At 69.6% G+C, this 21,303-nt stretch carries 18 protein-coding genes; 9 read left to right on the plus strand and 9 right to left on the minus strand.

Annotated features, from left to right (window positions below; all coding sequences use genetic code 11):
- The first annotated feature begins 61 nt into the window (after positions 1-61).
- The 7 genes from ACIRQY_RS14180 (at position 62) to trxA (ending at position 9,962) form a co-directional block, all read left to right on the plus strand.
- Entirely contained in the window at positions 62-2,473 is a 2,412-nt protein-coding gene (locus ACIRQY_RS14180; protein ID WP_403925091.1) for a DUF6049 family protein, read from the plus strand.
- 45 nt (positions 2,474-2,518) lie between these two features.
- Positions 2,519-4,873 carry a murein biosynthesis integral membrane protein MurJ gene (gene murJ / locus ACIRQY_RS14185; RefSeq protein WP_403925094.1) on the plus strand — a complete coding sequence of 785 codons (2,355 nt, stop codon included), beginning with the start codon at positions 2,519-2,521 and terminating at the stop codon, positions 4,871-4,873.
- A gap of 117 nt (positions 4,874-4,990) precedes the next feature.
- Positions 4,991-6,715, plus strand: a complete 1,725-nt coding sequence (locus ACIRQY_RS14190) for a protein kinase family protein (RefSeq protein WP_403925097.1) — start codon at positions 4,991-4,993, stop codon at positions 6,713-6,715.
- A gap of 105 nt (positions 6,716-6,820) precedes the next feature.
- Entirely contained in the window at positions 6,821-7,531 is a 711-nt protein-coding gene (gene sigM, locus ACIRQY_RS14195) for an RNA polymerase sigma factor SigM (protein ID WP_403925100.1), read from the plus strand.
- Positions 7,528-8,478, plus strand: coding sequence for a hypothetical protein (locus tag ACIRQY_RS14200; protein WP_403925103.1), 951 nt, complete (start codon positions 7,528-7,530; stop codon positions 8,476-8,478). The genes sigM and ACIRQY_RS14200 overlap by 4 nt, the downstream gene beginning before the upstream one ends.
- Before the next feature lie 138 nt (positions 8,479-8,616).
- Positions 8,617-9,582: a thioredoxin-disulfide reductase gene (gene trxB / locus ACIRQY_RS14205; protein ID WP_351783296.1), complete on the plus strand. Its 966-nt coding sequence runs from the start codon at positions 8,617-8,619 to the stop codon at positions 9,580-9,582.
- Positions 9,583-9,629: 47 nt separating this feature from the next.
- Entirely contained in the window at positions 9,630-9,962 is a 333-nt protein-coding gene (trxA, locus tag ACIRQY_RS14210; RefSeq protein ID WP_351783298.1) for a thioredoxin, read from the plus strand.
- 129 nt (positions 9,963-10,091) lie between these two features.
- Here trxA and ACIRQY_RS14215 read toward each other — a convergent pair whose 3' ends face one another.
- The 9 genes from ACIRQY_RS14215 to rpmH all read right to left on the minus strand — a co-directional run bounded on the left by ACIRQY_RS14215 (position 10,092) and on the right by rpmH (position 16,802).
- Positions 10,092-10,709 carry a GNAT family N-acetyltransferase gene (locus ACIRQY_RS14215; protein ID WP_351783300.1) on the minus strand — a complete coding sequence of 206 codons (618 nt, stop codon included), beginning with the start codon at positions 10,707-10,709 and terminating at the stop codon, positions 10,092-10,094.
- Positions 10,710-10,867: 158 nt separating this feature from the next.
- Positions 10,868-11,947 carry a ParB/RepB/Spo0J family partition protein gene (locus ACIRQY_RS14220; RefSeq protein WP_403925108.1) on the minus strand — a complete coding sequence of 360 codons (1,080 nt, stop codon included), beginning with the start codon at positions 11,945-11,947 and terminating at the stop codon, positions 10,868-10,870.
- Positions 11,944-13,023: an AAA family ATPase gene (locus tag ACIRQY_RS14225; protein WP_351783304.1), complete on the minus strand. Its 1,080-nt coding sequence runs from the start codon at positions 13,021-13,023 to the stop codon at positions 11,944-11,946. The genes ACIRQY_RS14220 and ACIRQY_RS14225 overlap by 4 nt, the downstream gene beginning before the upstream one ends.
- Positions 13,024-13,260: 237 nt before the next feature.
- Complete coding sequence (rsmG, locus tag ACIRQY_RS14230) at positions 13,261-13,977, minus strand: 16S rRNA (guanine(527)-N(7))-methyltransferase RsmG (protein ID WP_351783306.1); 717 nt, start codon at positions 13,975-13,977, stop codon at positions 13,261-13,263.
- Between the two features lie 117 nt (positions 13,978-14,094).
- Positions 14,095-14,604, minus strand: coding sequence for a R3H domain-containing nucleic acid-binding protein (locus tag ACIRQY_RS14235; protein WP_351783308.1), 510 nt, complete (start codon positions 14,602-14,604; stop codon positions 14,095-14,097).
- A 29-nt stretch (positions 14,605-14,633) separates the two neighbouring features.
- Positions 14,634-15,944, minus strand: coding sequence for a membrane protein insertase YidC (gene yidC, locus ACIRQY_RS14240; protein WP_351783310.1), 1,311 nt, complete (start codon positions 15,942-15,944; stop codon positions 14,634-14,636).
- A 3-nt stretch (positions 15,945-15,947) separates the two neighbouring features.
- Complete coding sequence (gene yidD, locus ACIRQY_RS14245; protein ID WP_403925113.1) at positions 15,948-16,274, minus strand: membrane protein insertion efficiency factor YidD; 327 nt, start codon at positions 16,272-16,274, stop codon at positions 15,948-15,950.
- Positions 16,271-16,642 (minus strand): ribonuclease P protein component, encoded by a 372-nt coding sequence (gene rnpA / locus ACIRQY_RS14250; RefSeq protein WP_351783314.1) that lies wholly within the window; start codon positions 16,640-16,642, stop codon positions 16,271-16,273. Before rnpA ends, yidD begins: the two co-directional genes overlap by 4 nt.
- Positions 16,643-16,664: 22 nt before the next feature.
- A complete protein-coding gene (rpmH, locus tag ACIRQY_RS14255) occupies positions 16,665-16,802 on the minus strand; it encodes a 50S ribosomal protein L34 (protein WP_006381191.1) in 138 nt (45 codons plus the stop codon).
- Positions 16,803-17,198: 396 nt separating this feature from the next.
- On the opposite strand from rpmH, the gene dnaA reads away from it, so the two are divergent.
- Positions 17,199-18,944, plus strand: coding sequence for a chromosomal replication initiator protein DnaA (dnaA, locus tag ACIRQY_RS14260; RefSeq protein ID WP_351783316.1), 1,746 nt, complete (start codon positions 17,199-17,201; stop codon positions 18,942-18,944).
- A 1,180-nt stretch (positions 18,945-20,124) separates the two neighbouring features.
- Complete coding sequence (gene dnaN, locus ACIRQY_RS14265; protein ID WP_403925118.1) at positions 20,125-21,255, plus strand: DNA polymerase III subunit beta; 1,131 nt, start codon at positions 20,125-20,127, stop codon at positions 21,253-21,255.
- Positions 21,256-21,303: the final 48 nt, after the last annotated feature.

Genomic DNA, 21,303 nt, shown 5'->3' on the forward strand with positions numbered 1-21,303 from the left:
CAGCAACCGGGAAGCACCCACCCCACGGGCATCACGGGCAACGACGAGGACGGGCGAACGCGTGGCCGAGGCGGCAGACATCCAGGGAACAAGTCCCTCACCTGCTCGCCGATGGCTGCGGCGCACCATCACCGTCGCCGTGGGGGCACCGCTCCTCGCCGGACTGCTCCAGGCGCCCGCGGCCACGTCCACGGCGTCCGCCGCCGAGGACGCCACCGGTTCGAAGACCGTCGACGTGTCCCTCGACACACTGAGCCCCAGCGCGCCCGTCGAGGGGGACACGGTCAAGGTCACCGGGACGGTCACCAACCGGGGCAAGAGGGCGATCACCGACGCGACCGTCGACCTGCGGGTCGGGCCCCGGATGACGAGCCGCAGCGAGATCGACCAAGCGACGGACCGCACCGGCTACCGGGACGACAGCGACCCGGCGCCGCTCGAAGACGCCCCGGTGGTGAAGATTCCCCGTCTCGCCGCCGGTCTCAGCGCGGACTTCTCGTTCTCCGTCCCGGTCTCCGAACTCGAGCTCGACGAGGCGGGCGTGTACCAGCTGGGTGTGTCCCTCACCGGGCAGACCTCGGACCGGCGCTACGACCGGGTCCTCGGCATCGAGCGGACGTTCCTGCCGTACCAGCCCGACCCCACCGAGAAGAAGACCCAGCTCACCTACCTCTGGCCGTTGATCTCCTCCGCCCATGTCTCCGCGGAGACCGCCACGGACGACCAGCAGACCCCCGTCTTCGAGGACGACGCCCTGGCCACCGAGCTGAAGCCCGGCGGGCGCCTCGACCAGCTCGTCTCCCTCGGCAAGGACCTCCCCGTCACCTGGGTGGTCGACCCGGACCTGCTGGCCTCCGTCGACGCCATGGCGAACGGTTACCGGGTCAAGGAGGGGTCCCTGCACGTCCCCGGCAAGAACCAGGCCGTCGCCAGGAGCTGGCTGGACGCGCTGGAGAAGGCGGTCCAGGGCCGCAAGGTCGTCGCGCTCCCCTTCGCGGACCCCGACCTCGCCTCTCTGGCCCACCGGGGCAAGGACGTCCCCGGCTCCCTCGAACACCTCCAGTCGGCGACCGCACTCGCCGGGATGACCGTGGAGACCGTGCTGCACACCCGGGCCGCCACCGACTTCGCGTGGCCCGCCGACGGGGCCGTGGACCCCTCCATCGTGGCCGTCGCGACCTCGGCGGGCGCCGACAAGGTGATCGCCCGCAGCGACAGCGTCCGCGACGAGCTCTCCTACACACCGACGGCAGCCCGTCCCTTCGGCACCGGGAGCACCACGGCCGTCGTGAGCGACGCCCTGCTGTCCACCGCGTTCGAAGGGGACATGCTCCGCACCGAGAACTCCACCCGGGCGGTCCAGGAGTTCCTCTCCCAGTCCCTCGCGATCACCCTGGAGCAGCCGGAGGACCAGCGCAGCATCGTCGTCGCCCCCCAGCGGGTACCGAGCATCTCCCAGGCGCAGACCATGGCGAGCGCGCTGAAGGGCCTGTCCGGCCGCCGCTGGACCCAGCCGAGCGACCTCGTGGCCGCCGCCGCTGCCAAGCCCGACCCGGACGCCTCCACCCGGGTGCCCGGCAGCTCCCGCTACCCCAAGAAGCTGCGCGACCGGGAGCTGCCCGTCCAGGCCTTCCGCGACATGAAGACCACCCGCGACGAGCTGGACGACTTCAAGGTCATCCTGACCCAGCCGGACCGTGTCGTGACGCCCTTCGGCAACGCGATCAACCGCGAGATGTCCACCTCGTGGCGGGGGCAGGCCAGGGCGGCCGCGCTCTACCGGATCAACGTCCTGGAATATCTGCAGACCCTCACCGAGGGGGTACAGCTCGTCGACAAGTCGGACCTCACTCTTTCGGGCCGCAGTGCCACCATCCCGGTGACCGTCCAGAACAAGCTGCTCCAGGGCGTGGAGAACCTGGAGCTGCGGCTCGTCTCCAGCAACAAGGGCAGGCTCAAGCTCAACGGTGACGAAGGGGTCGCCGAACTCCCCGTGAAGGTCAACGGCGGCCACAGCCAGTCCGTGAAGTTCACCGCCACCGCCAGCGTCAACGGCCAGGTCCCGATGACCGCCCAGCTCTACACCGAGGACGGCACCCCGTACGGGCAGCCGATGACGTTCATCGTGAAGGTCTCCGAGATCACCGCCACGGTGATGCTGGTGATCGCCGGCGGCGTCCTGCTCCTCGTCCTGGCCGGAGTACGGATGTACACCCAGCGCAAGCGGGTGGCCGCCCGCAATGCCGAGGCCGAAGCGGCAGAGGCGGACACCCCGCGGGCGGAGAGCACCGAAAACGCCGACGCCCGGGGGACGGACGACGACACCGACCCGGACGGCAGCACGTCCCCGGTCCCCGGGACGGTGCCGGAGCGGGCGGACGGTGACGAAGCCGAGCAGCCGAGTGACCCGGAGCCGGACACCGGGTCCGAAAGCGGCGACCCGTCGGGCCCGGGTGAGAAAGTGGACCGTTGAGCGATGTCGTGGCCGGTCGGCCGGGGACGATGAGGTGGGGTAACCATGAACGCGCCGTACGACGGTGACCGCGGCCAGGGCGCGGGCGGCGCCGCGCCGTCCGGTGGGACGCCCGCGGCCCCCTCCGGTCCCGGCCATCCGCCGGTGCCGCCCCCGCAGGAACAGAACCCCTACGCGCAGGGTGCCCCACCGCAGACCCCGTACGCCCCGTACCAGGGGCAGACCCCGTATGACCAGGGCCCGTACCTCCAGCCCCACGGGCAGGGCCAGTACGCCCCCACCCCAGGGCAGGGCCCGTACACTCCCGCCCAGGCACAGGGGCAGTACGAGCAGAACCCGTACGCGCAGGACCCCTACGTCCAGGACGCCTACACCCACGACCCCTACCGGGCCCAGGACCTCTCCGCGCAGGACCCCGTGTCCGAGGCGCTCTACGACCGCGCCGCGCACCCCCCGCCGCCGCCCGGCACCTACCAGGAGCCCCAGCCGCTCTACGCGCAGCCGACCGCTCCCCAGCACGCCCCCGACCCCCGGGTCTGGGCGCAGACTCCGGCACCGGAGCCCGACGGCACCTCCCGCCACCTGCCCTACGGCGACGACGCCCGCACGGTCCAGTTCACCGGAGTCGACGACCTGGTGACCCGGGCCGGCGAGGACAGCCCCGAGCCGGACGCCTTCGCCCACCTCTACCGGGACCAGCAGACTCCCGGCCAGGTGCCCCCGCCCGCACCGGAGCCCGACCCGCTGCCCGCCCCCGCGCCCAAGAAGTCCGGCCGCGCCTCCGGGCTCCTGAAGTCGAGCGCGGTGATGGCCGCGGGCACCCTGGTCTCCCGGCTCACCGGCTTCGTCCGCAGTCTGGTCATCACCGGCGCGCTCGGTGCCGCCCTGCTCGGCGACACCTACACCATCGCCTACACGCTGCCGACGATGATCTACATCCTCACCGTCGGCGGCGGCCTCAACTCGGTCTTCGTCCCACAGCTCGTCCGCTCGATGAAGAACGACGAGGACGGCGGCGAGGCGTACGCCAACCGGCTGCTCACCCTCGTCATGGTGGCGCTCGGTCTGATCGTCGCCGCGGCCGTCTTCGCCGCGCCGCTGCTCATCCGGCTGATGTCCAACACCATCGCCGACGACGCCGCCGCGAACAGCGTGGCCGTGACGTTCGCCCGCTACTGCCTGCCCACGATCTTCTTCATGGGCGTACACGTGGTGATGGGCCAGATCCTCAACGCCCGCGGCAAGTTCGGCGCGATGATGTGGACCCCAGTCCTCAACAACATCGTCATGATCGTCACCTTCGGTCTGTTCATCTGGGTCTACGGCACCTCCGCCGAGTCCCAGATGGGCGTGCAGACCATCCCGGACGACGGCATCCGGCTGCTGGGCATCGGCACCCTGCTCGGCCTCGTCGTCCAGGCCCTGGCGATGATCCCGTACCTGCGCGAGACGGGCTTCCGTTTCCGGCCCCGCTTCGACTGGAAGGGCCACGGGCTCGGCAAGACCGTCAAGCTCGCCAAGTGGACCGTCCTCTTCGTCCTCGCCAACCAGGCGGGCGTCCTCGTCGTCACCCAGCTCGCCACCGCCGCCGGTGAGGAGTCCGGGATGAACGGCGCCGGCTTCCTCGCCTACTCGAACGCCCAGCTGATCTGGGGAATGCCGCAGGCCATCATCACGGTCTCCGTGATGGCCGCGCTGCTGCCCCGCATCTCCCGCGCCGCCCACGACGACGACCCGGGCGCCGTCCGCGACGACATCTCGCAGGGCCTGCGGAACTCCGCCGTCGCGATCGTCCCGGTCTCCTTCGCGTTCCTGGCGCTGGGCGTCCCGATGTGCACCCTCCTCTACGCCTCCAGCGGCATCGAGGCCGCCCAGGGCATGGGCTTCATCCTGATGGCCTTCGGCCTCGGTCTGATCCCCTACTCCGTCCAGTACGTCGTGCTCCGTGGCTTCTACGCGTACGAGGACACCCGGACGCCGTTCTACAACACGGTCATCGTCGCCGCCGTCAACGCGGCAGCCTCGGCGCTCTGCTACGTCGTCCTGCCCGCCCGCTGGGCCGTCGTCGGCATGGCCGCCTCGTACGGCCTCGCCTACGCGGTCGGCGTCGGCATCGCCTGGCGCCGCCTCCGCAAGCGGCTCGGCGGCGACCTGGACGGCACCCACGTGCTGCGGACCTACGCCCGTCTCTGCATGGCCTCCGTGCCCGCCGCGATCGTCTCCGGCGCCATCGGCTTCGGTCTGCTGAAGCTCCTCGGTGAGGGCGCGCTGGGCTCGCTCGTCGCCCTGCTCGTCGGCGGAGCGGCCCTCCTCGGTGTCTTCTTCCTGGCCGCCAAGCGCATGCGGATCGCGGAACTGAACACCCTGGTCGGCATGGTGCGCGGACGACTCGGACGCTGATCCGGCGCGGCAGCACAACCATCGGGGGGAGCCGCGTGTCGTGCATAGCGTCCGACTGTGGGCACAATTGGCTTGGCTGTTGGATGTGGCGCAACGGATGGGGAGGCAGGAACGACGGTGGCGGAACGTAGCACGGCCGCCGTCGACGTGGCCGACAACAGCGGTGACGACCCGCTGACCGCCAAGGCGGAGACGGCCGCGACCGACGGGGTGGCGGAGGAACAGAAGACGGCGGAGAGCACCGCCGAGGCCACGGAGAAGAAGGCGGTCGAACGACAGAGCGGCGAACAGCCCTCGATCACGGCTCCCGAGTTGCACAGCGGCCACAAGCTGGCCAGGCGCTACCGGCTGGAGGAGTGCGTCACCCGTCTGGACGGCTTCAGCAGCTGGCGGGCCGTCGACGAGAAACTGCGGCGCGCGGTCGGGGTCCACCTGCTGCCCGCGGACCATCCCCGGGCCCGCTCGGTCCTCGCGGCGGCCCGTTCCTCGGCGCTGCTCGGCGACCCCCGGTTCGTCCAGGTCCTCGACGCCGTCGAGGAGAACGACCTGGTCTACGTCGTACACGAGTGGCTGCCCGACTCCACCGAGCTGACCGCGCTGCTCGCGGCCGGTCCGCTGGAGGCCCACGACGCCTACCAGCTCGTCAGCCAGGTCTCCCAGGCCATGGCCGCCGCCCACCGCGAGGGCCTCTCGCACCTCCGGCTCACGCCGAGCGCCGTCCTGCGCAGCTCCACCGGCCAGTACCGCATCCGTGGCCTGGCCGTGAACGCCGCCCTGCGCGGCATCACCGCCGAGCGCCCGCAGCGCAGCGACACCGAGGCCATCGGCGCCCTCCTGTACGCCGCCCTCACCCAGCGCTGGCCGTACGACAGCGACGCCTACGGCCTCTCCGGGCTTCCCAAGGGCATCGGGCTGCTCCCGCCCGACCAGGTCCGGGCAGGGGTCCACCGGGGCCTCTCGGAGATCGCCATGCGCGCCCTGGCCAACGACGGGGCCACCGCCTCGCGCCAGGAGCCGCCCTGCACCACCCCGGACGAACTGGCCAAGGCCGTGGCCGCGATGCCACGGGTGAAGCCGCCGGAGCCGGAGTTCACCGCCCCGCCCGAGTACCAGCGCACCACCTACCAGCAGGGCTCCTACGGGCGTCCACAGCCCCGCGCGGTGATCACCCAGCCGGTGATCGTCCCTCCGCACCCGATGCAGAGCCGTACCGGCAGGGCGCTGAAGTGGACCATCTCGGCCCTGCTGATCGCCGCCCTGGGCGTCGGCAGCTGGCAGATCGCGGACCAGCTCATCGGCAAGGAGCCCCCCGTCGACACGCCGACCACGGCCCCGCCCCTCGTCGACGAGAAGCCGGAGCCGCCCAAGCCGCTGACGATCAGCTCGGCCGAGGAGTACGCCCCCGACGACAAACCGCAGAACCCGGAGAGCGTCGGCGACACCTACGACAACGACAGCTCCTCGTACTGGCGCACCAAGAGCTTCGTCGGCGGCCCCGTCCTGGCGCCGTACAAGCAGGGCGTCGGCATCGTCTACGACCTCGGGAGCGAGCAGAACGTCTCGTCCGCCTCGATAGCGCTCCGCTACGGAGGCCCGAAGACCGCGATCACCCTGTACGCGGCGGACTCGCTCTCCCCGTCCGGCACCCCGGACTCCATGAAGAAGATCGCCACGGTCGAGACCTCGGGATCGACCGCGAACCCGGAGACGAAGACCCCGGTCAAGGCCCGTTACGTGCTGCTCTGGATGACCTCCGTGCCGTACGCCACCGGCGACCAGTACTCCCGCGCCGGTTACAAGCAGGCCATCACCAACGTGTCGTTCCAGGGCACGCCCCGGTAACCGACCGTGCACCACCGTGAGCGCCGGGCCCAGCCCGGCGCTCATTTACTTCCGGGCACGGACCGGATTGAATGCCTGCACGGCTGCCGAGCGAGGAGGGGAACCGTGACTCCTGCGGCTGACGACCTCCGGACCGCCGCCGACGAGGAGCTCCTGGCCCGCCATGTCGCCGGGGACCCCGACGCCTTCGGCGAGCTGGTCCGGCGGCACCGCGACCGGCTGTGGGCCGTGGCCCTGCGGACCCTGAGGGACCCCGAGGAGGCCGCCGACGCCGTCCAGGACGCCCTGGTGTCCGCCTTCCGGTCCGCGCACACCTTCCGCGGCCGGTCGGCCGTCACCACCTGGCTGCATCGGATCACCGTGAACGCCTGCCTCGACCGGGTGCGCAAGACCGCCTCGCGCAGGACGTCGCCCGTGGACGACACCGCCCGCTTCGAACAACTCCTCGAACCCCATGAGTCCGCCGAGGCCCCGGCCGAGCGTCAGGACCTGCATCGGGAACTCCTCGCCGCCCTCGGCACCCTCGCCCCCGACCAGCGCGCCGCACTCGTCCTGGTCGACATGCAGGGATATCCGGTGGCGGAGGCGGCCCGTATCCTCGACGTTCCCACCGGCACCGTGAAGAGCCGCTGTGCGCGCGGGCGGGCACGCCTGCTGCCGCTGGTCACTCATCTGCGCGCCGACACCGTGGGTAACGAGCCCCTCGAAGGGGGAAGGAACCGGACGCCGGGGGCATCCGTCCCAACGGTGCCGGGACCGAAGGACATCGGACCGACTGATCCAGCTGCTGTGAAGGGCGGAGGTGGGCGCACGTGACTTCCACGGCCGGCAGGGCCGACACCACACAGCACCCGGACGTCTCGGAGATCTCCGACCTGACTGAGGGGCTCCTTCCACCGAGCCGCTCCACGGTCGTCCGCAGGCATCTGGAGGGCTGTCCGCTCTGTGACGACGTGCGGGCCTCCCTGGAGGAGATCCGAGGCCTGCTGGGCACCCTGCCCGGTCCGCCGCGCATGCCCGCCGAGATCGCGGGCCGGATCGACGCGGCATTGGCCGCCGAGGCCCTTCTCAGCGCCACCAGACCCGATAGCGACAGCGATGTTTCACGTGAAACATCGCGCACCCTGGTGAGAACGTCTCCTTCCACCCCCTCCACTCCCTCGTCCCCCGCCGTCGACCGTCCCGGTGGCCGTCCCGGCGCGGCCACCGGCCCCGGACGGGGTGCTCGGCCTCGACGTCGGCGCGTCACCCTGCTGGCCACGATCGGCGCCGCCTTCGGCGCCGTCGTCCTCGGAGCGGGTCTGTACCTCAGCCAGGCCCACAATCCGACCTCGAACAACGCGGCAGCAGCCACCAAGAAGGCCGACATGCGCGCCGGAGCGGCCTTCGCCCCGTTCTCCGGGTCCCCGGTCGAAGACCGGGTGCAGGTCCTCCTGCAGGAGGGTGGTACCTCCAAGACACCCCGGGATGTCGGGCCCGGGTCGATGTCCACCGGAACCGACGGCCCGACCCCCCGGCAGAACAGGGAAGCCACCGCCCCCGGCTGCGTCCTGGCAGGAACCGGACGCACCGACGCGGTACTGGGCCAGGAACTCGGCGAGTACCAGGGGGCACCGGCCTATCTGCTCGTCCTGACCGACCCCGCGGACAGCAACCGGGTCCAGGCGTACGTACTCGATGCCTCCTGTGCGAACGGATCCGCCGGTGGGGCCGGAAGCACGAGCGCCCGTGTCCTGTTCAGCGAGACCTACGCCCGCTCCTGACCCCTCCTCCCGCCCAGCTCCAGTGCCGTGCGGCGGTCTCGGGAATGCACGCCCCTTAGTATCCGTTGGGTGGGGTGAGAGTGACCGAGACAATCGCCCCGTAGGCAGTGGCAGTCTGCAGAGACGAGGAAGAAACCCGTGAGCGACGTCCGTAACGTGATCATTATCGGCTCCGGGCCCGCGGGATACACCGCTGCCCTCTACACGGCCCGTGCGTCGCTGAACCCCCTGGTCTTCGAGGGGGCGGTCACCGCGGGTGGCGCCCTGATGAACACGACCGAGGTCGAGAACTTCCCCGGATTCCGTGACGGCATCATGGGTCCCGACCTCATGGACAACATGCGCGCCCAGGCCGAGCGTTTCGGCGCCGAGCTGGTTCCCGACGACATCGTCGCCGTGGACCTGACCGGTGACATCAAGACCGTCACCGACACCGCCGGCACCGTGCACCGCGCCAAGGCCGTCATCGTCACCACCGGCTCCCAGCACCGCAAGCTCGGTCTGCCCAACGAGGACGCGCTCTCCGGCCGTGGTGTCTCCTGGTGCGCGACCTGCGACGGCTTCTTCTTCAAGGACCAGGACATCGCCGTCGTCGGCGGCGGCGACACCGCGATCGAGGAGGCCACCTTCCTCTCGCGCTTCGCCAAGTCCGTCACGATCGTCCACCGCCGGGACAGCCTGCGCGCCTCGAAGGCGATGCAGGAGCGTGCCTTCGCCGACCCGAAGATCTCCTTCGCCTGGGACAGCGAGGTCACCGAGATCCACGGGGAGCAGAAGCTCACCGGTCTGACCCTGCGCGACACGAAGACCGGCGAGACCCGCGAGCTGCCCGTCACCGGCCTCTTCATCGCTGTCGGCCACGACCCGCGGACCGAGCTCTTCAAGGGCCAGCTGGACCTGGACGACGAGGGCTACCTCAAGGTCTCCGCCCCCTCCACCCGTACGAACCTCGCGGGTGTCTTCGGCGCCGGTGACGTCGTCGACCACACCTACCGTCAGGCCATCACGGCAGCCGGTACCGGCTGCTCCGCCGCCCTGGACTCCGAGCGCTTCCTGGCCGCCCTCGCGGACAGCGAGAAGCTGGCCGAGACCCCCGCGGTCTGAACCCGACTCTCCCCACCCCTACACCCCGCGAGATCAAGGAGGCCGCTGTGGCCCTCAAGTCTGTGACCGACGCTTCCTTCGACGAAGACGTCCTCAAGAGCGACAAGCCCGTCCTGGTGGACTTCTGGGCTGCCTGGTGCGGCCCGTGCCGTCAGATCGCGCCGTCGCTGGAGGCCATCGCCGCCGAGCACGGTGAGATCGAGGTCGTGAAGCTCAACATCGACGAGAACCCCGACACCGCCGCCAAGTACGGCGTCATGTCGATCCCGACGCTGAACGTGTACCAGAACGGCGAGGTCGTGAAGACGATCGTCGGCGCCAAGCCGAAGGCCGCCATCCTGCGCGACCTGGAGGGCTTCGTCGAGCCGACCAAGGCCTGACACCCTCGCTGTTTCACGTGAAACAGCGGCAACGTTTCACGTGAAACAGATACGGCCCGCCCCTGCCGGGGGCGGGCCGTTCTCGTGCCCCGGTACCGGGAGCACGCCCGCCCTGCTCGGCGAGGGTTCTCAGAGCGGTCGCAGGACCGGCTCCTTCTGGACCGCCCCGAGAAGGCGGTCGAGTGCCATCTCGACGTCCTCCTTCCAGGAGAGCGCCGTTCGCAGTTCCAGCCGCATCCTCGGGAAAGCCGGGTGCGGCCGTACGGTCTTGAAGCCCACCGCGAGCAGATGATCAGCCGGCAGCACACAGGCCGGTTCCTTCCAGCGGGCGTCCCCGAAGGCCTCGATCGCCTTGAAGCCCCGCCGCAGCAGGTCCTTGGCCACCGTCTGCACCACCACCCTGCCCAGCCCCTGCCCCTGGTAGCCGGGCATGATCCAGGCGGTCATCAGCTGTGCCGCGTCAGCCGACACCGGACTCGTCGGGAAGGCCGTCGAGCGTGGTACATAGGCCGGGGGAGCATAGAGGACGTAGCCGACCGGCACCTCGTCGACGTAGACCACGCGCCCGCAGGAACCCCATTCCAGGAGGACGCCCGAGATCCAGGCTTCCTTCTCCCGCTCGGCTCGACCCGCCTTCACCGCCGCCTCACCGCTGACCGGGTCGAGCTCCCAGAAGACGCAGGAGCGGCACCGCGTGGGCAGGTCGGGAAGGTTGTCCAGCGTGAGCGGTACGAGCCGACGCCCCACGGCTGCTCCTCGTTTCCCTCGCGGACGAGTACGGATACGCCTCTCGGAATCGTATCGATCAGGAGATCGGTACGACACCGACCACAGGCAAAGGGCGGGCCGCGTTCCGGTGGAGACCGGAGCACGGCCCGCCCAGGGCACTGGGACGGCGGAAGGCGTCAGCCCTCCCGGCCCTCCTTCGCGTTCTTCTGGTCCATGACCCGGCCCTCTCCGGGAGCGAGACTGGACAGGATGCGCTCCAGATCCTCCATCGAGGCGAACTCGACGACGATCTTGCCCTTCTTCTGCCCCAGATCGACCTTCACCCGGGTCTCGAAGCGGTCCGAGAGACGAGAGGCCAGATCGGTGAGCGCGGGCGACACCCGGGCACCCGCCCGTGGTCCCTTCGGCTTGACGGCACCGGCAGGCTCCTCGGAGCCCATGAGGCTCACGATCTCCTCCACGGAACGCACCGAGAGCCCCTCGGAGACGATCCGGTACGCCAGCTTGTCCTGGGCCTCGGACTCCTCCACACCGAGCAGCGCGCGGGCGTGTCCGGCGGAGAGCACTCCGGCGGCCACCCGCCGCTGTACCGTCGGCGAGAGACGCAGCAGACGCAGGGTGTTCGAGATCTGCGGCCGGGAGCGTCCGACCCGCTCCGCGAGCTGGTCATGGGTGCAGCCGAAGTCTTTGAGGAGCTGCTCGTAGGCGTGCGCCTCCTCGATCGCGTTCAGCTGGGCGCGGTGCAGGTTCTCCAGGAGGGCGTCCAGGAGCATCTTCTCGTCGTCGGTGTCCCGCACGATCGCGGGAATGGTCTCCAGACCGGCCGCCTTGGAGGCCCGGAGCCGCCGCTCACCCATGACGAGCTCGTAGCTGTCGGCATCGGTCCTGCGGACGACGACGGGCTGGAGGAGGCCGACCTCCTTGATGGAGGCGACCAGCTCCGCGAGGGCGTCCTCGTCGAAGACCTCACGCGGCTGATGCCGGTTGGGGGTGATGTCGGCAAGCGGAAGCTCGGTGAAGTAGGCACCGGCCGGAGACTGGGGAAGACCCTGGTTCCCGGCGCCGTTCCACGCCTCCGGGGACTGCGTGCTCTGCGGGAGGTTCGCCAGCTTCGCGGCGGCCACCCCCCGGACCGGTGCGAGCACCTGGGCTCCGGCGGGGGAGGCCCCGTTGTCGGCCGGCGCCTGCCGTTCCTGGGAAGCAGCGGGGATCAGCGCACCGAGCCCACGCCCCAGTCCCCTACGTCGCTCACTCACTGAATCCCCTCCGACATGCTGTGCTGGTTGTTCCGGTGCCCGACATGGTGGGCGTGCTGCGGGTCGTAGTGCACTGCGGCCCCCCGCAGGGCGATCTCACGGGCTGCTTCGAGGTAAGACAGGGCCCCGCTGGAGCCCGGGTCGTACGTGAGGACGGTCTGTCCGTAGCTGGGTGCCTCCGAGATGCGGACCGATCGCGGGATGCTGGTCCGCAGGACTTCCTCGGCGAAGTGGGTGCGCACTTCTTCGGCGACCTGCGAGGCGAGCCTCGTCCTGCCGTCGTACATGGTGAGCAGGATCGTCGAGACATGCAGTCCGGGGTTGAGGTGTCCCCGCACGAGATCGACGTTCCGCAGGAGCTGACCGAGCCCTTCCAGCGCGTAGTACTCGCACTGGATCGGGATCAGGACCTCGGCACCGGCCACCATCGCGTTGACCGTGAGGAGGCCGAGGGAGGGCGGACAGTCGATCAGGATGTAGTCGAGCGGCTGCTCGTACGCCTGGATCGCCCGCTGGAGTCTGCTCTCCCGCGCCACCAGCGACACCAGCTCGATCTCCGCACCGGCGAGATCGATGGTGGCGGGGGCGCAGAAGAGACCTTCGACGTCCTTGACGGGCTGGACCACTTCGGAGAGCGGCCTGCTGTCCACCAGGACGTCATAGATCGAGGGGACCTCGGCATGGTGATCGATACCCAGTGCCGTGGAGGCGTTGCCCTGCGGGTCCAGATCGATGACCAGGACGCGGGCACCGTGCAGCGCCAGGGAGGCGGCGAGATTGACCGTCGTGGTCGTCTTGCCCACGCCGCCCTTCTGGTTGGCGACCACCATGACGCGCGTCTGAGCGGGGCGGGGAAGTCCCTCACCGGCACGGCCCAGGGCCTCTACGGCCAGCTGGGCAGCGTGCCCCATGGGGGTGTCGTCCATCGGGGGCGGTGTTTCACGTGAAACATCCTCCCCCGCCGATTCGATTCGGGGACCGGGGACCGCATCGGTCATCGGTCCCGCGATGTTGGCGTCGGACCGCAAGGATTCACTCTCCTCGGCTTCAGGCTCGCGATGGGAAGAGCCTGTCATGCTTTCGGGGTCGTGAACCAGCGAGGCCGGTGGTTCTGTGGGTGAATCCACCTCTGTGGACAACCCCGTGACCCTCGTGGGTGGATTCACCCGGGGGCGACGGTCCCGAGGCATGGCGGCCGCGCGTCCGCGGCCGATGATCCCTTGCAGCAGTGAGCGACGTTTCACGTGAAACACCTTGCCCCTGCTGCCGCACCAGGACCGTCCGACACTCCGAAATGGGACGTATGGGGACGTTCAGCGACGGCGACGGGTCTTGCTCGTCCGTGCGGCCTTGGCCCGCTTGGCAGCGAACCGCACACCACCGGGGCTCTCGCCGACCTCCACGCGCACGACCGTGGACAGTGGATCGACGATCCCCTCGCCCACGTGCAGCACCGAGGTCTCCACGACGCCGAGACGGGCGAGCGCGGCCCGTGCTCCGCTGATCTCCTCCTCAGCGGTGTCGCCCTTGAGCGCGAGCATCTCGCCGTACGGGCGCAGCAGGGGAACTCCCCAGCCCGCGAGCCGGTCCAGTGGGGCAACCGCTCGGGCGGTCACCACGTGCACGGGGGTGATCTTGCCGAGCATCTCCTCCGCTCGCCCCCGGGCCACGGTCACATGGTCGAGTCCGAGCAGTTCGACGACCTCCTGGAGGAAGTTCGTCCGACGCAGAAGGGGCTCAAGAAGCGTGATCTTCAGATCGGGCCGGACCAGAGCCAGCGGGATGCCGGGCAGACCTGCGCCCGAGCCCACATCGCAGACCGTGACGCCCTCGGGGACGACCTCCGAGAGGACGGCACAGTTCAGCAGGTGGCGTTCCCAGAGACGCGGAACCTCACGCGGGCCGATGAGGCCGCGCTTCACACCCGCGTCCGCCAGGAGCTCCGCGTACCGCACGGCCTCCGGGAAGTACTCACCGAAGACTGTCCGCGCCTGCTCCGGAGCCTCGGGGAGCTCCGCTTCCTCCGTCACGGGAACCGTCCTTCCGTACCGCACGTCCAGCGTGCGGGCGCACTGTGGTGGCTGACTATCGGGCTGACAAAGATCGGCCCCGCCTGCGAACAGACGGGGCCGACACTACGTGAGGGTTCAGGCCGGAAGCACAACGACGAAGCGCTGCGGCTCCTCGCCCTCGGACTCGCTGCGCAGACCGGCGGCGGCGATCGCGTCGTGCACGACCTTGCGCTCGAACGGCGTCATCGGGTCCAGCTTGACCGGCTGGCCCGAGGTCTTCACCTCGTTCGCGGCCTTGGCGCCCAGCTCGGCGAGCTCGGCGCGCTTCTGGGCGCGGAAGCCGGCGATGTCCAGCATCAGGCGGCTGCGGTCACCGGTCTCACGGTGCACGGCCAGCCGGGTCAGCTCCTGAAGGGCCTCCAGGACCTCACCGTCGCGGCCCACGAGCTTCTGCAGTTCGCGGCCGTTGGAGTCGCTGATGATCGAGACCGCGGCGCGGTCCGCCTCGACGTCCATGTCGATGTCACCGTCGAGGTCGGCGATGTCGAGCAGGCCTTCGAGGTAGTCGGCCGCGATCTCACCCTCCTGCTCCAGGCGGGTCAGGGTGTCGCCCTCGGCAGCGGCGGTGGTGGTGCCTTCCGTCACGGATGGACTCCTTCTTGCTTCTGGGCGGCTTACTTCTTGGAGGACGGGTGCTTGGGCCGCTGCTGGCCCTTGCGCTGACCGGACTTGCCCTGGCGGGAGCCTCCGGAGTTGGCACGGCTCGGGCGGCCGGGCTTGTCGGCCGGTGCCGCGTCCTTCGACTCGTCCTTGGCCGTGGGCTTCTTCTCGAGCGAGAGGGCCTCCGAGGGGCCCTCGTCCTCGGTGGCGGGTCCGGAGTTCTCCTCGGTGTCCGCCACCGTTTCCTTGGCCGCGCCGGCCTGGCGCTGGGCCTTGGTCTGGCGCTTGGGCTGCTGGCGCTTGGCGGCACCGCCCTCGGCCTCGGCGGCGACCGTGTCGCTCTTCAGCACGTTGCCGTCGGTCTGGGCGGCGAAACCGGCCTTGGCGAGACCCGCGAAGAAGCGGCGCTCGTTCTCGTTGCGGTCGCCGCCCTTGGCCACGATGGCCTTGACGACGTTCTTCCGGCGACGGCCGCGGACCTCGCCGTGCTGCGTGACGTTCTTCAGGAGCCGCTGGAGGTAGGAGTCCTGTGCCTTGCTGCCCGGGGTCGGGTTCTGGCTGATCACGTACATCTGCTGGCCCATGGTCCACACGTTGGTGGTCAGCCAGTAGACGAGGACACCGACGGGGAAGTTGACACCCATGACGGCGAAGATCACCGGGAAGATGTACATGAGCATCTTCTGCTGCTGCATGTACGGCGTCTTCACCGAGAGGTCGACGTTCTTCATCATCAGCTGGCGCTGGGTGAAGAACTGCGAGGCCGACATCAGGACGATCATGATCGCGGTGACGATGCGGACATCGGTCAGCGAGGCGTCGAGCGCGGCGACCTTCTCGGCGCTGTCCGTGAACTTGGCGGCCAGCGGGGCACCGAAGATGTGGGCCTGACGAGCGCTCTCGAGGAGCGGCTGGTCGATGACCCCGATGACCTTGCCCGAGGCGATCGAGGACAGCACGTGGTACAGCGCGAAGAAGAACGGCGACTGAGCCAGGATGGGAAGGCACGAGGAGAGCGGGTTGGTACCCGTCTCCTTGTACAGCTTCATCATCTCTTCGGACTGACGCTGCTTGTCGCTCTTGTAGCGCTCCTGGATCGCCTTCATCTTCGGCTGGAGCGCCTGCATGTTCCGCGTCGACTTGATCTGCTTGACGAACAGCGGGATCAGACAGATACGGATCAGCACCACGAGGGACACGATGGACAGGCCCCAGGCCCAGCCCGTGTCAGGGCCGAAGACCGCCCCGTACACCTTGTGGAACTGGACGATGACCCAGGAAACAGGCCAGGTGATGAAGCTGAACAGACTGGCGATCGTGTCCACTAATCAGGCTCCTTGAGCATTGGGCGAGGTCTCGGCGGCCGGGCTCGTCTCGGCGGGGGACCCGCCCTTGTCGCCACGCAGCGCGTTCCGCAGCATCTCGTGCCAGCGGGGGCGCTTGCGCGTGGGGACGTGGTCCACTCCGCCGGGCGACCACGGATTGCACCGCAGGATGCGCCAGGCGGTCAGGGCCGTGCCCTTGACCGCGCCATGCCGGTCGATGGCCGTGAATCCGTAGTGGGAACACGACGGGTAGTACCGGCAGACGGGCCCCAGAAGGGGGCTGATCGTCCACTGGTACAGCTTGATGAGAGCAAGGAGCGGGTACTTCATCGCGCGCCCCCTCCCAGTAGCCGCTGAAGAGCGGCGTCCAGGTCTCGGGCCAGCTGTGCGTGGTCGGCGTCGCCGGCACCGGGCAACGCCCGTACGACCACCAGGCTACCGGGGGGCAGCTCGGTGAGACGGTCTCGCACGAGATGGCGGAGGCGACGCTTCACCTGGTTGCGTACGACCGCACCGCCTACGGCTTTGCTCACGACGAAACCCGCACGCGTCTGGGGAGCGCTCTCCCCAGGCGCGTGCGGGTCCGTTGCACCGCTGCGTAGGTGGACGACGAGGAGCGGGCGCCCGGCCCTGCGTCCTCGTCGTACCGCAGTTGCGAAGTCCTCGCGCCGCCTCAGCCGATTCTCGGTAGGCAGCACGTCATGACCTGTTTGAGGTGGATCAGGCGGACAGGCTCGCGCGACCCTTGCCACGGCGGTTCGCCAGGATGGCGCGGCCGGCGCGGGTGCGCATACGCAGACGGAAGCCGTGGGTCTTCGCACGACGACGGTTGTTCGGCTGGAAGGTGCGCTTGCTCACTCGGGGGCTCCAGAAATGATTCGTAGATGGCGGGACATCGCCTGGCTGTCACCGTGCGCCCACGAGTAGCTCGCAATACGCCCGAGTGCACCGCTTCACGATCACAAGACCGTGATCTTTGCCCATCGGAGGCAGGCGGCAGCAGCCATCGACAACTCGACCTGGTCACGGTACGCGCGGCTACGCCATCCGGTCAAACCGACCTGTCGCCACCTCCCATTGTGCACAGGCTGTGGACAACAACTTGAACCACGTCAGGCGGCGCGACTACCTTGGACAGACTCCACAATCTTTTCCGTTCTGTCCTCTCCTGTCCTCACGGACCCGTCCTCACGGACACCGACCCACCGTCCCCGAGAACCACACCATCGTGGGACCTGCGAGAAAGCGTGCCCTGTGGCTGACGTACCTGCCGATCTTGCCGCAGTGTGGCCACGCGTCCTGGAGCGTCTCCTCGCCGAGGGCCAGCAGGGGATCGAGCCCAAGGACAAGCAGTGGATCGAACGGTGCCAGCCGCTCGCCCTGGTCGCCGACACGGCGCTGCTCGCCGTCCCCAACGAATGGGGCAAGCGCGTCCTGGAGGGCCGTCTGGCCCCGCTGATCAGCGAGACCCTCAGCCATGAGTGCGGCAGGCCGATCCGGATCGCGATCACCGTCGACGAGTCGGTCGGCGAGCCGGTGCCGCCCGCTCCCCCGGCGCAGCAGCCGCAGCAGTCCCGGTACGACGAGCGCGGGCAGTCGGAGACGTACGACGGCTACGGGCACCGGCCGATGCCCGACGACGGGCTGCCCACCGCGCGCCCGGCCTACCCGGACTACGGGCAGCAGCGGCCCGACCCCGGCGCCTGGCCGCGGACCCAGGAGGACCTGTCCTGGCAGCAGCCGCGGCTCGGCGGCTACCAGGAGCGCGCCCCGTACACCGGGCCTGAGCAGTCCCGGCAGCCGCGCTACGACGAGCCGTCCCGGGGCTACGAGCCGCAGCGCCCCGAGCGCTCCGAGCTGCCCGACCCGCAGGGCCACGGCGCCCGCCCCGGCCCCCGGCAGGGCGGTCCCGTGCCGGGCCCGGGTTCCTCCTCCACCGGGCAGGGCACGGGCGCGCCGGGCGAGCAGCACGCGCGGCTGAACCCCCGGTACCTCTTCGACACCTTCGTGATCGGTTCCTCGAACCGGTTCGCGCACGCGGCCGCCGTCGCGGTCGCGGAGGCGCCGGCGAAGGCGTACAACCCGCTTTTCATCTACGGGGAGTCGGGTCTCGGCAAGACGCACCTGCTGCACGCGATCGGGCACTACGCGCGGAGCCTCTACCCGGGCACGCGCGTGCGGTACGTGAGCTCGGAGGAGTTCACCAACGAGTTCATCAACTCGATCCGGGACGGCAAGGGCGACGCTTTCCGGAAGCGCTACCGCGATGTGGACATCCTGCTCGTCGACGACATCCAGTTCCTCGCGAGCAAGGAGTCGACGCAGGAGGAGTTCTTCCACACCTTCAACACCCTGCACAACGCGAACAAGCAGATCGTGCTCTCCTCCGACCGGCCGCCCCGGCAGCTGGTGACCCTGGAGGACCGGCTCCGCAACCGCTTCGAGTGGGGCCTCACCACCGATGTGCAGCCGCCGGAGCTGGAGACCCGGATCGCGATCCTCCGGAAGAAGGCGGTGCAGGAGCAGCTGAACGCCCCGCCGGAGGTGCTGGAGTTCATCGCCTCCCGGATCTCGCGGAACATCCGGGAACTGGAGGGCGCGCTGATCCGGGTGACCGCCTTCGCGAGCCTCAACCGGCAGCCGGTCGACCTGGGCCTGACCGAGATCGTCCTCAAGGACCTCATCCCGGGCGACGACGACTCGTCGCCGGAGATCACCGCACCGGCGATCATGGCGGCCACGGCCGACTACTTCGGGCTCACGGTGGAGGACCTGTGCGGATCGTCGCGCAGCCGCGTCCTGGTGACGGCCCGGCAGATCGCCATGTACCTGTGCCGGGAGCTGACGGACCTGTCGCTGCCGAAGATCGGCGCGCAGTTCGGCGGGCGTGACCATACGACGGTGATGCACGCGGACCGGAAGATCCGCGCGCTGATGGCGGAGCGCCGCTCCATCTACAACCAGGTCACCGAGCTGACCAACCGCATCAAGAACGGCTGACGGGCGGGCGGCAGGACCGCCTGGCCCAAGGGCGCCCCGGGACATGTTCCGGGGCGTCCTTCGCCGTTCCCGGGCCTTGTCCCGTACGCCGTCGGAGCCAGGGGACGAGCGTCCGGGCCCGGGCCACTCGGCCCCGGACGGGAAGGGTCGGGCGGGAAGGCTCAGAGAGGAAGGCTCGGACGGGACAGGCTGTAACAAGCCGGAACAGGCCGGGCGGCCGAAGGGCCCTGGATCCCGTGCCGAGAGGTGTCCCGGTTCGGCCTCTGAAGCAGTGCCCGAGTCGCCCCCTGACGCTCCCCGCACCCTCTCAGGCCCCTCTCAGAACCCTCCCCACACCCTCTCCAGAACCGTTCCAGACCCTCCTGGGCCCTCTCCGGAAGGCTCCGAGCCCGTCCTCGGAGCCTTCCGGAGCACCTGCGGGGCCGTACGCGGGTGTGCACGGACAGTCGCCGCGGCCCCGGGCTGTTCGATTAGGCCGTTCCGGTGGCAGGTTCTCCACAGATTGGGGGATGATCTCCCGTCCACAGGGTGGGGACTACGAAGTTATCCGGATCGTGTCCACAGGCCTGGCTGGTGACAGACCATCACACCAGGTCAGCACCCTGTGGAATTGTGCATAAAAGATCTCCACAGGCTGTGGATAAAATCTTCGTCCACAGGAGGCCCCGAAGGTTGTCCACCGGCAACCCACAGGCAGCGGCCCGTTGCCCACAGCTTCTCCACACCCCTGTCCACTGTTCGGCAACAAAACGGCCATGGTCACCGCCCCGAGTGAAAGCCGTCACACCGAGGTGGACGGTTGGGCTGTGGGGAACCTGGGTAAAGCTGGGGACATCGCTGGGGAGAACTCCCCGTCGCCTGTGCATGGCCTGTGCAGAACTTTCGGGTGTCCACAGAGACACCGGGTTTTCCACCGGCTCCACCCACAGGCGCGGTGGACAAAAAACAGGGTCTGACCTGCGAATACGGGGTTATCCACCGTTTCCACAGGCCCTACTACTACTCCTACTTAGAGTTAGCTAGGAATCCGCTTCGAAGTGGGGCCTGTGCACAACTCACCGCCGGAGCTCGGACGCCTGCTCGACCCGACTTGACCCCGAGCAGCGCCGAGTGTCGGCGGCGTACGTCAGACTGGTTCTCGCAGTCGACGAAGAGCCAGCAACAGCAGGAGGCGGTTCCGGTGAAGATCCGGGTGGAGCGCGATGTACTCGCGGAGGCGGTGGCCTGGGTGGCCCGCAGCCTTCCGGCCCGTCCGCCGGCGCCCGTGCTCGCGGGCCTTCTGCTGAAGGCCGAGGACGGCGCGCTGAGCTTCTCCAGCTTCGACTACGAGGTCTCGGCCCGGGTCTCCGTCGGCGCGGAGGTCGAGGAGGACGGCACCGTCCTGGTCTCCGGCCGTCTGCTCGCCGACATCTGCCGCGCCCTCCCCAACCGCCCGGTGGAGATCTCCACCGACGGCGTCCGGGCGACCGTGGTCTGCGGCTCCTCCCGCTTCACCCTCCACACCCTGCCCGTGGAGGAGTACCCGGCGCTGCCCGAGATGCCGACCGCCACCGGCACCGTCCCGGGTGAGGTCTTCGCCTCCGCCGCCGCGCAGGTGGCCATCGCCGCCGGCCGTGACGACACGCTGCCCGTCCTCACCGGTGTGCGCATCGAGATCGAGGGCGACACCGTCACCCTGGCCTCCACCGACCGCTACCGCTTCGCGGTCCGCGAGTTCCTGTGGAAGCCGGAGTCCCCGGACGCCTCCGCCGTGGCCCTGGTGCCCGCGAAGACCCTCCTGGACACCGCGAAGGCGCTCACCAGCGGTGACACGGTCACCCTGGCGCTCTCCGGCTCCGGCAAGGGCGAGGGCCTCATCGGCTTCGAGGGCGCGGGCCGCCGCACCACCACCCGGCTGCTCGAGGGCGACCTGCCGAAGTACCGGACGCTCTTCCCGACCGAGTTCAATTCGGTCGCCGTGATCGAGACCGCGCCGTTCGTCGAGGCCGTCAAGCGCGTGGCCCTGGTCGCCGAGCGCAACACCCCGGTGCGACTGAGCTTCGAGCAGGGAGTGCTGATCCTGGAGGCCGGTTCCAGCGACGACGCACAGGCTGTGGAGCGGGTCGACGCAAAGCTGGACGGCGACGACATCTCGATCGCCTTCAACCCGACCTTCCTGCTCGACGGTCTGAGCGCGATCGACTCCCCGGTCGCCCAGCTCTCCTTCACGACCTCCACCAAGCCCGCGCTGCTCAGCGGCAGGGCGGCCGTGGACGCCGAGGCGGACGAGGCGTACAAGTACCTGATCATGCCGGTGCGCCTCTCCGGCTGACCCCGGGCCCGGGGGTCGCCCCGGAGGCCGTCCGTGGACCGGCCCGGC

Source organism: Streptomyces sp. NPDC101490 (assembly GCF_044767145.1).
Lineage (GTDB): Bacteria > Actinomycetota > Actinomycetes > Streptomycetales > Streptomycetaceae > Streptomyces.

Excerpts from the sequence above, each read along its gene's own strand:
- murJ (WP_403925094.1), top strand. The coding sequence starts at position 2,519 with ATGAACGCGCCGTACGACGGTGACCGCGGCCAGGGCGCGGGCGGCGCC.
- ACIRQY_RS14225 (WP_351783304.1), bottom strand. The coding sequence starts at position 13,023 with ATGACAGGCTCTTCCCATCGCGAGCCTGAAGCCGAGGAGAGTGAATCC.
- yidD (WP_403925113.1), bottom strand. The coding sequence starts at position 16,274 with ATGAAGTACCCGCTCCTTGCTCTCATCAAGCTGTACCAGTGGACGATC.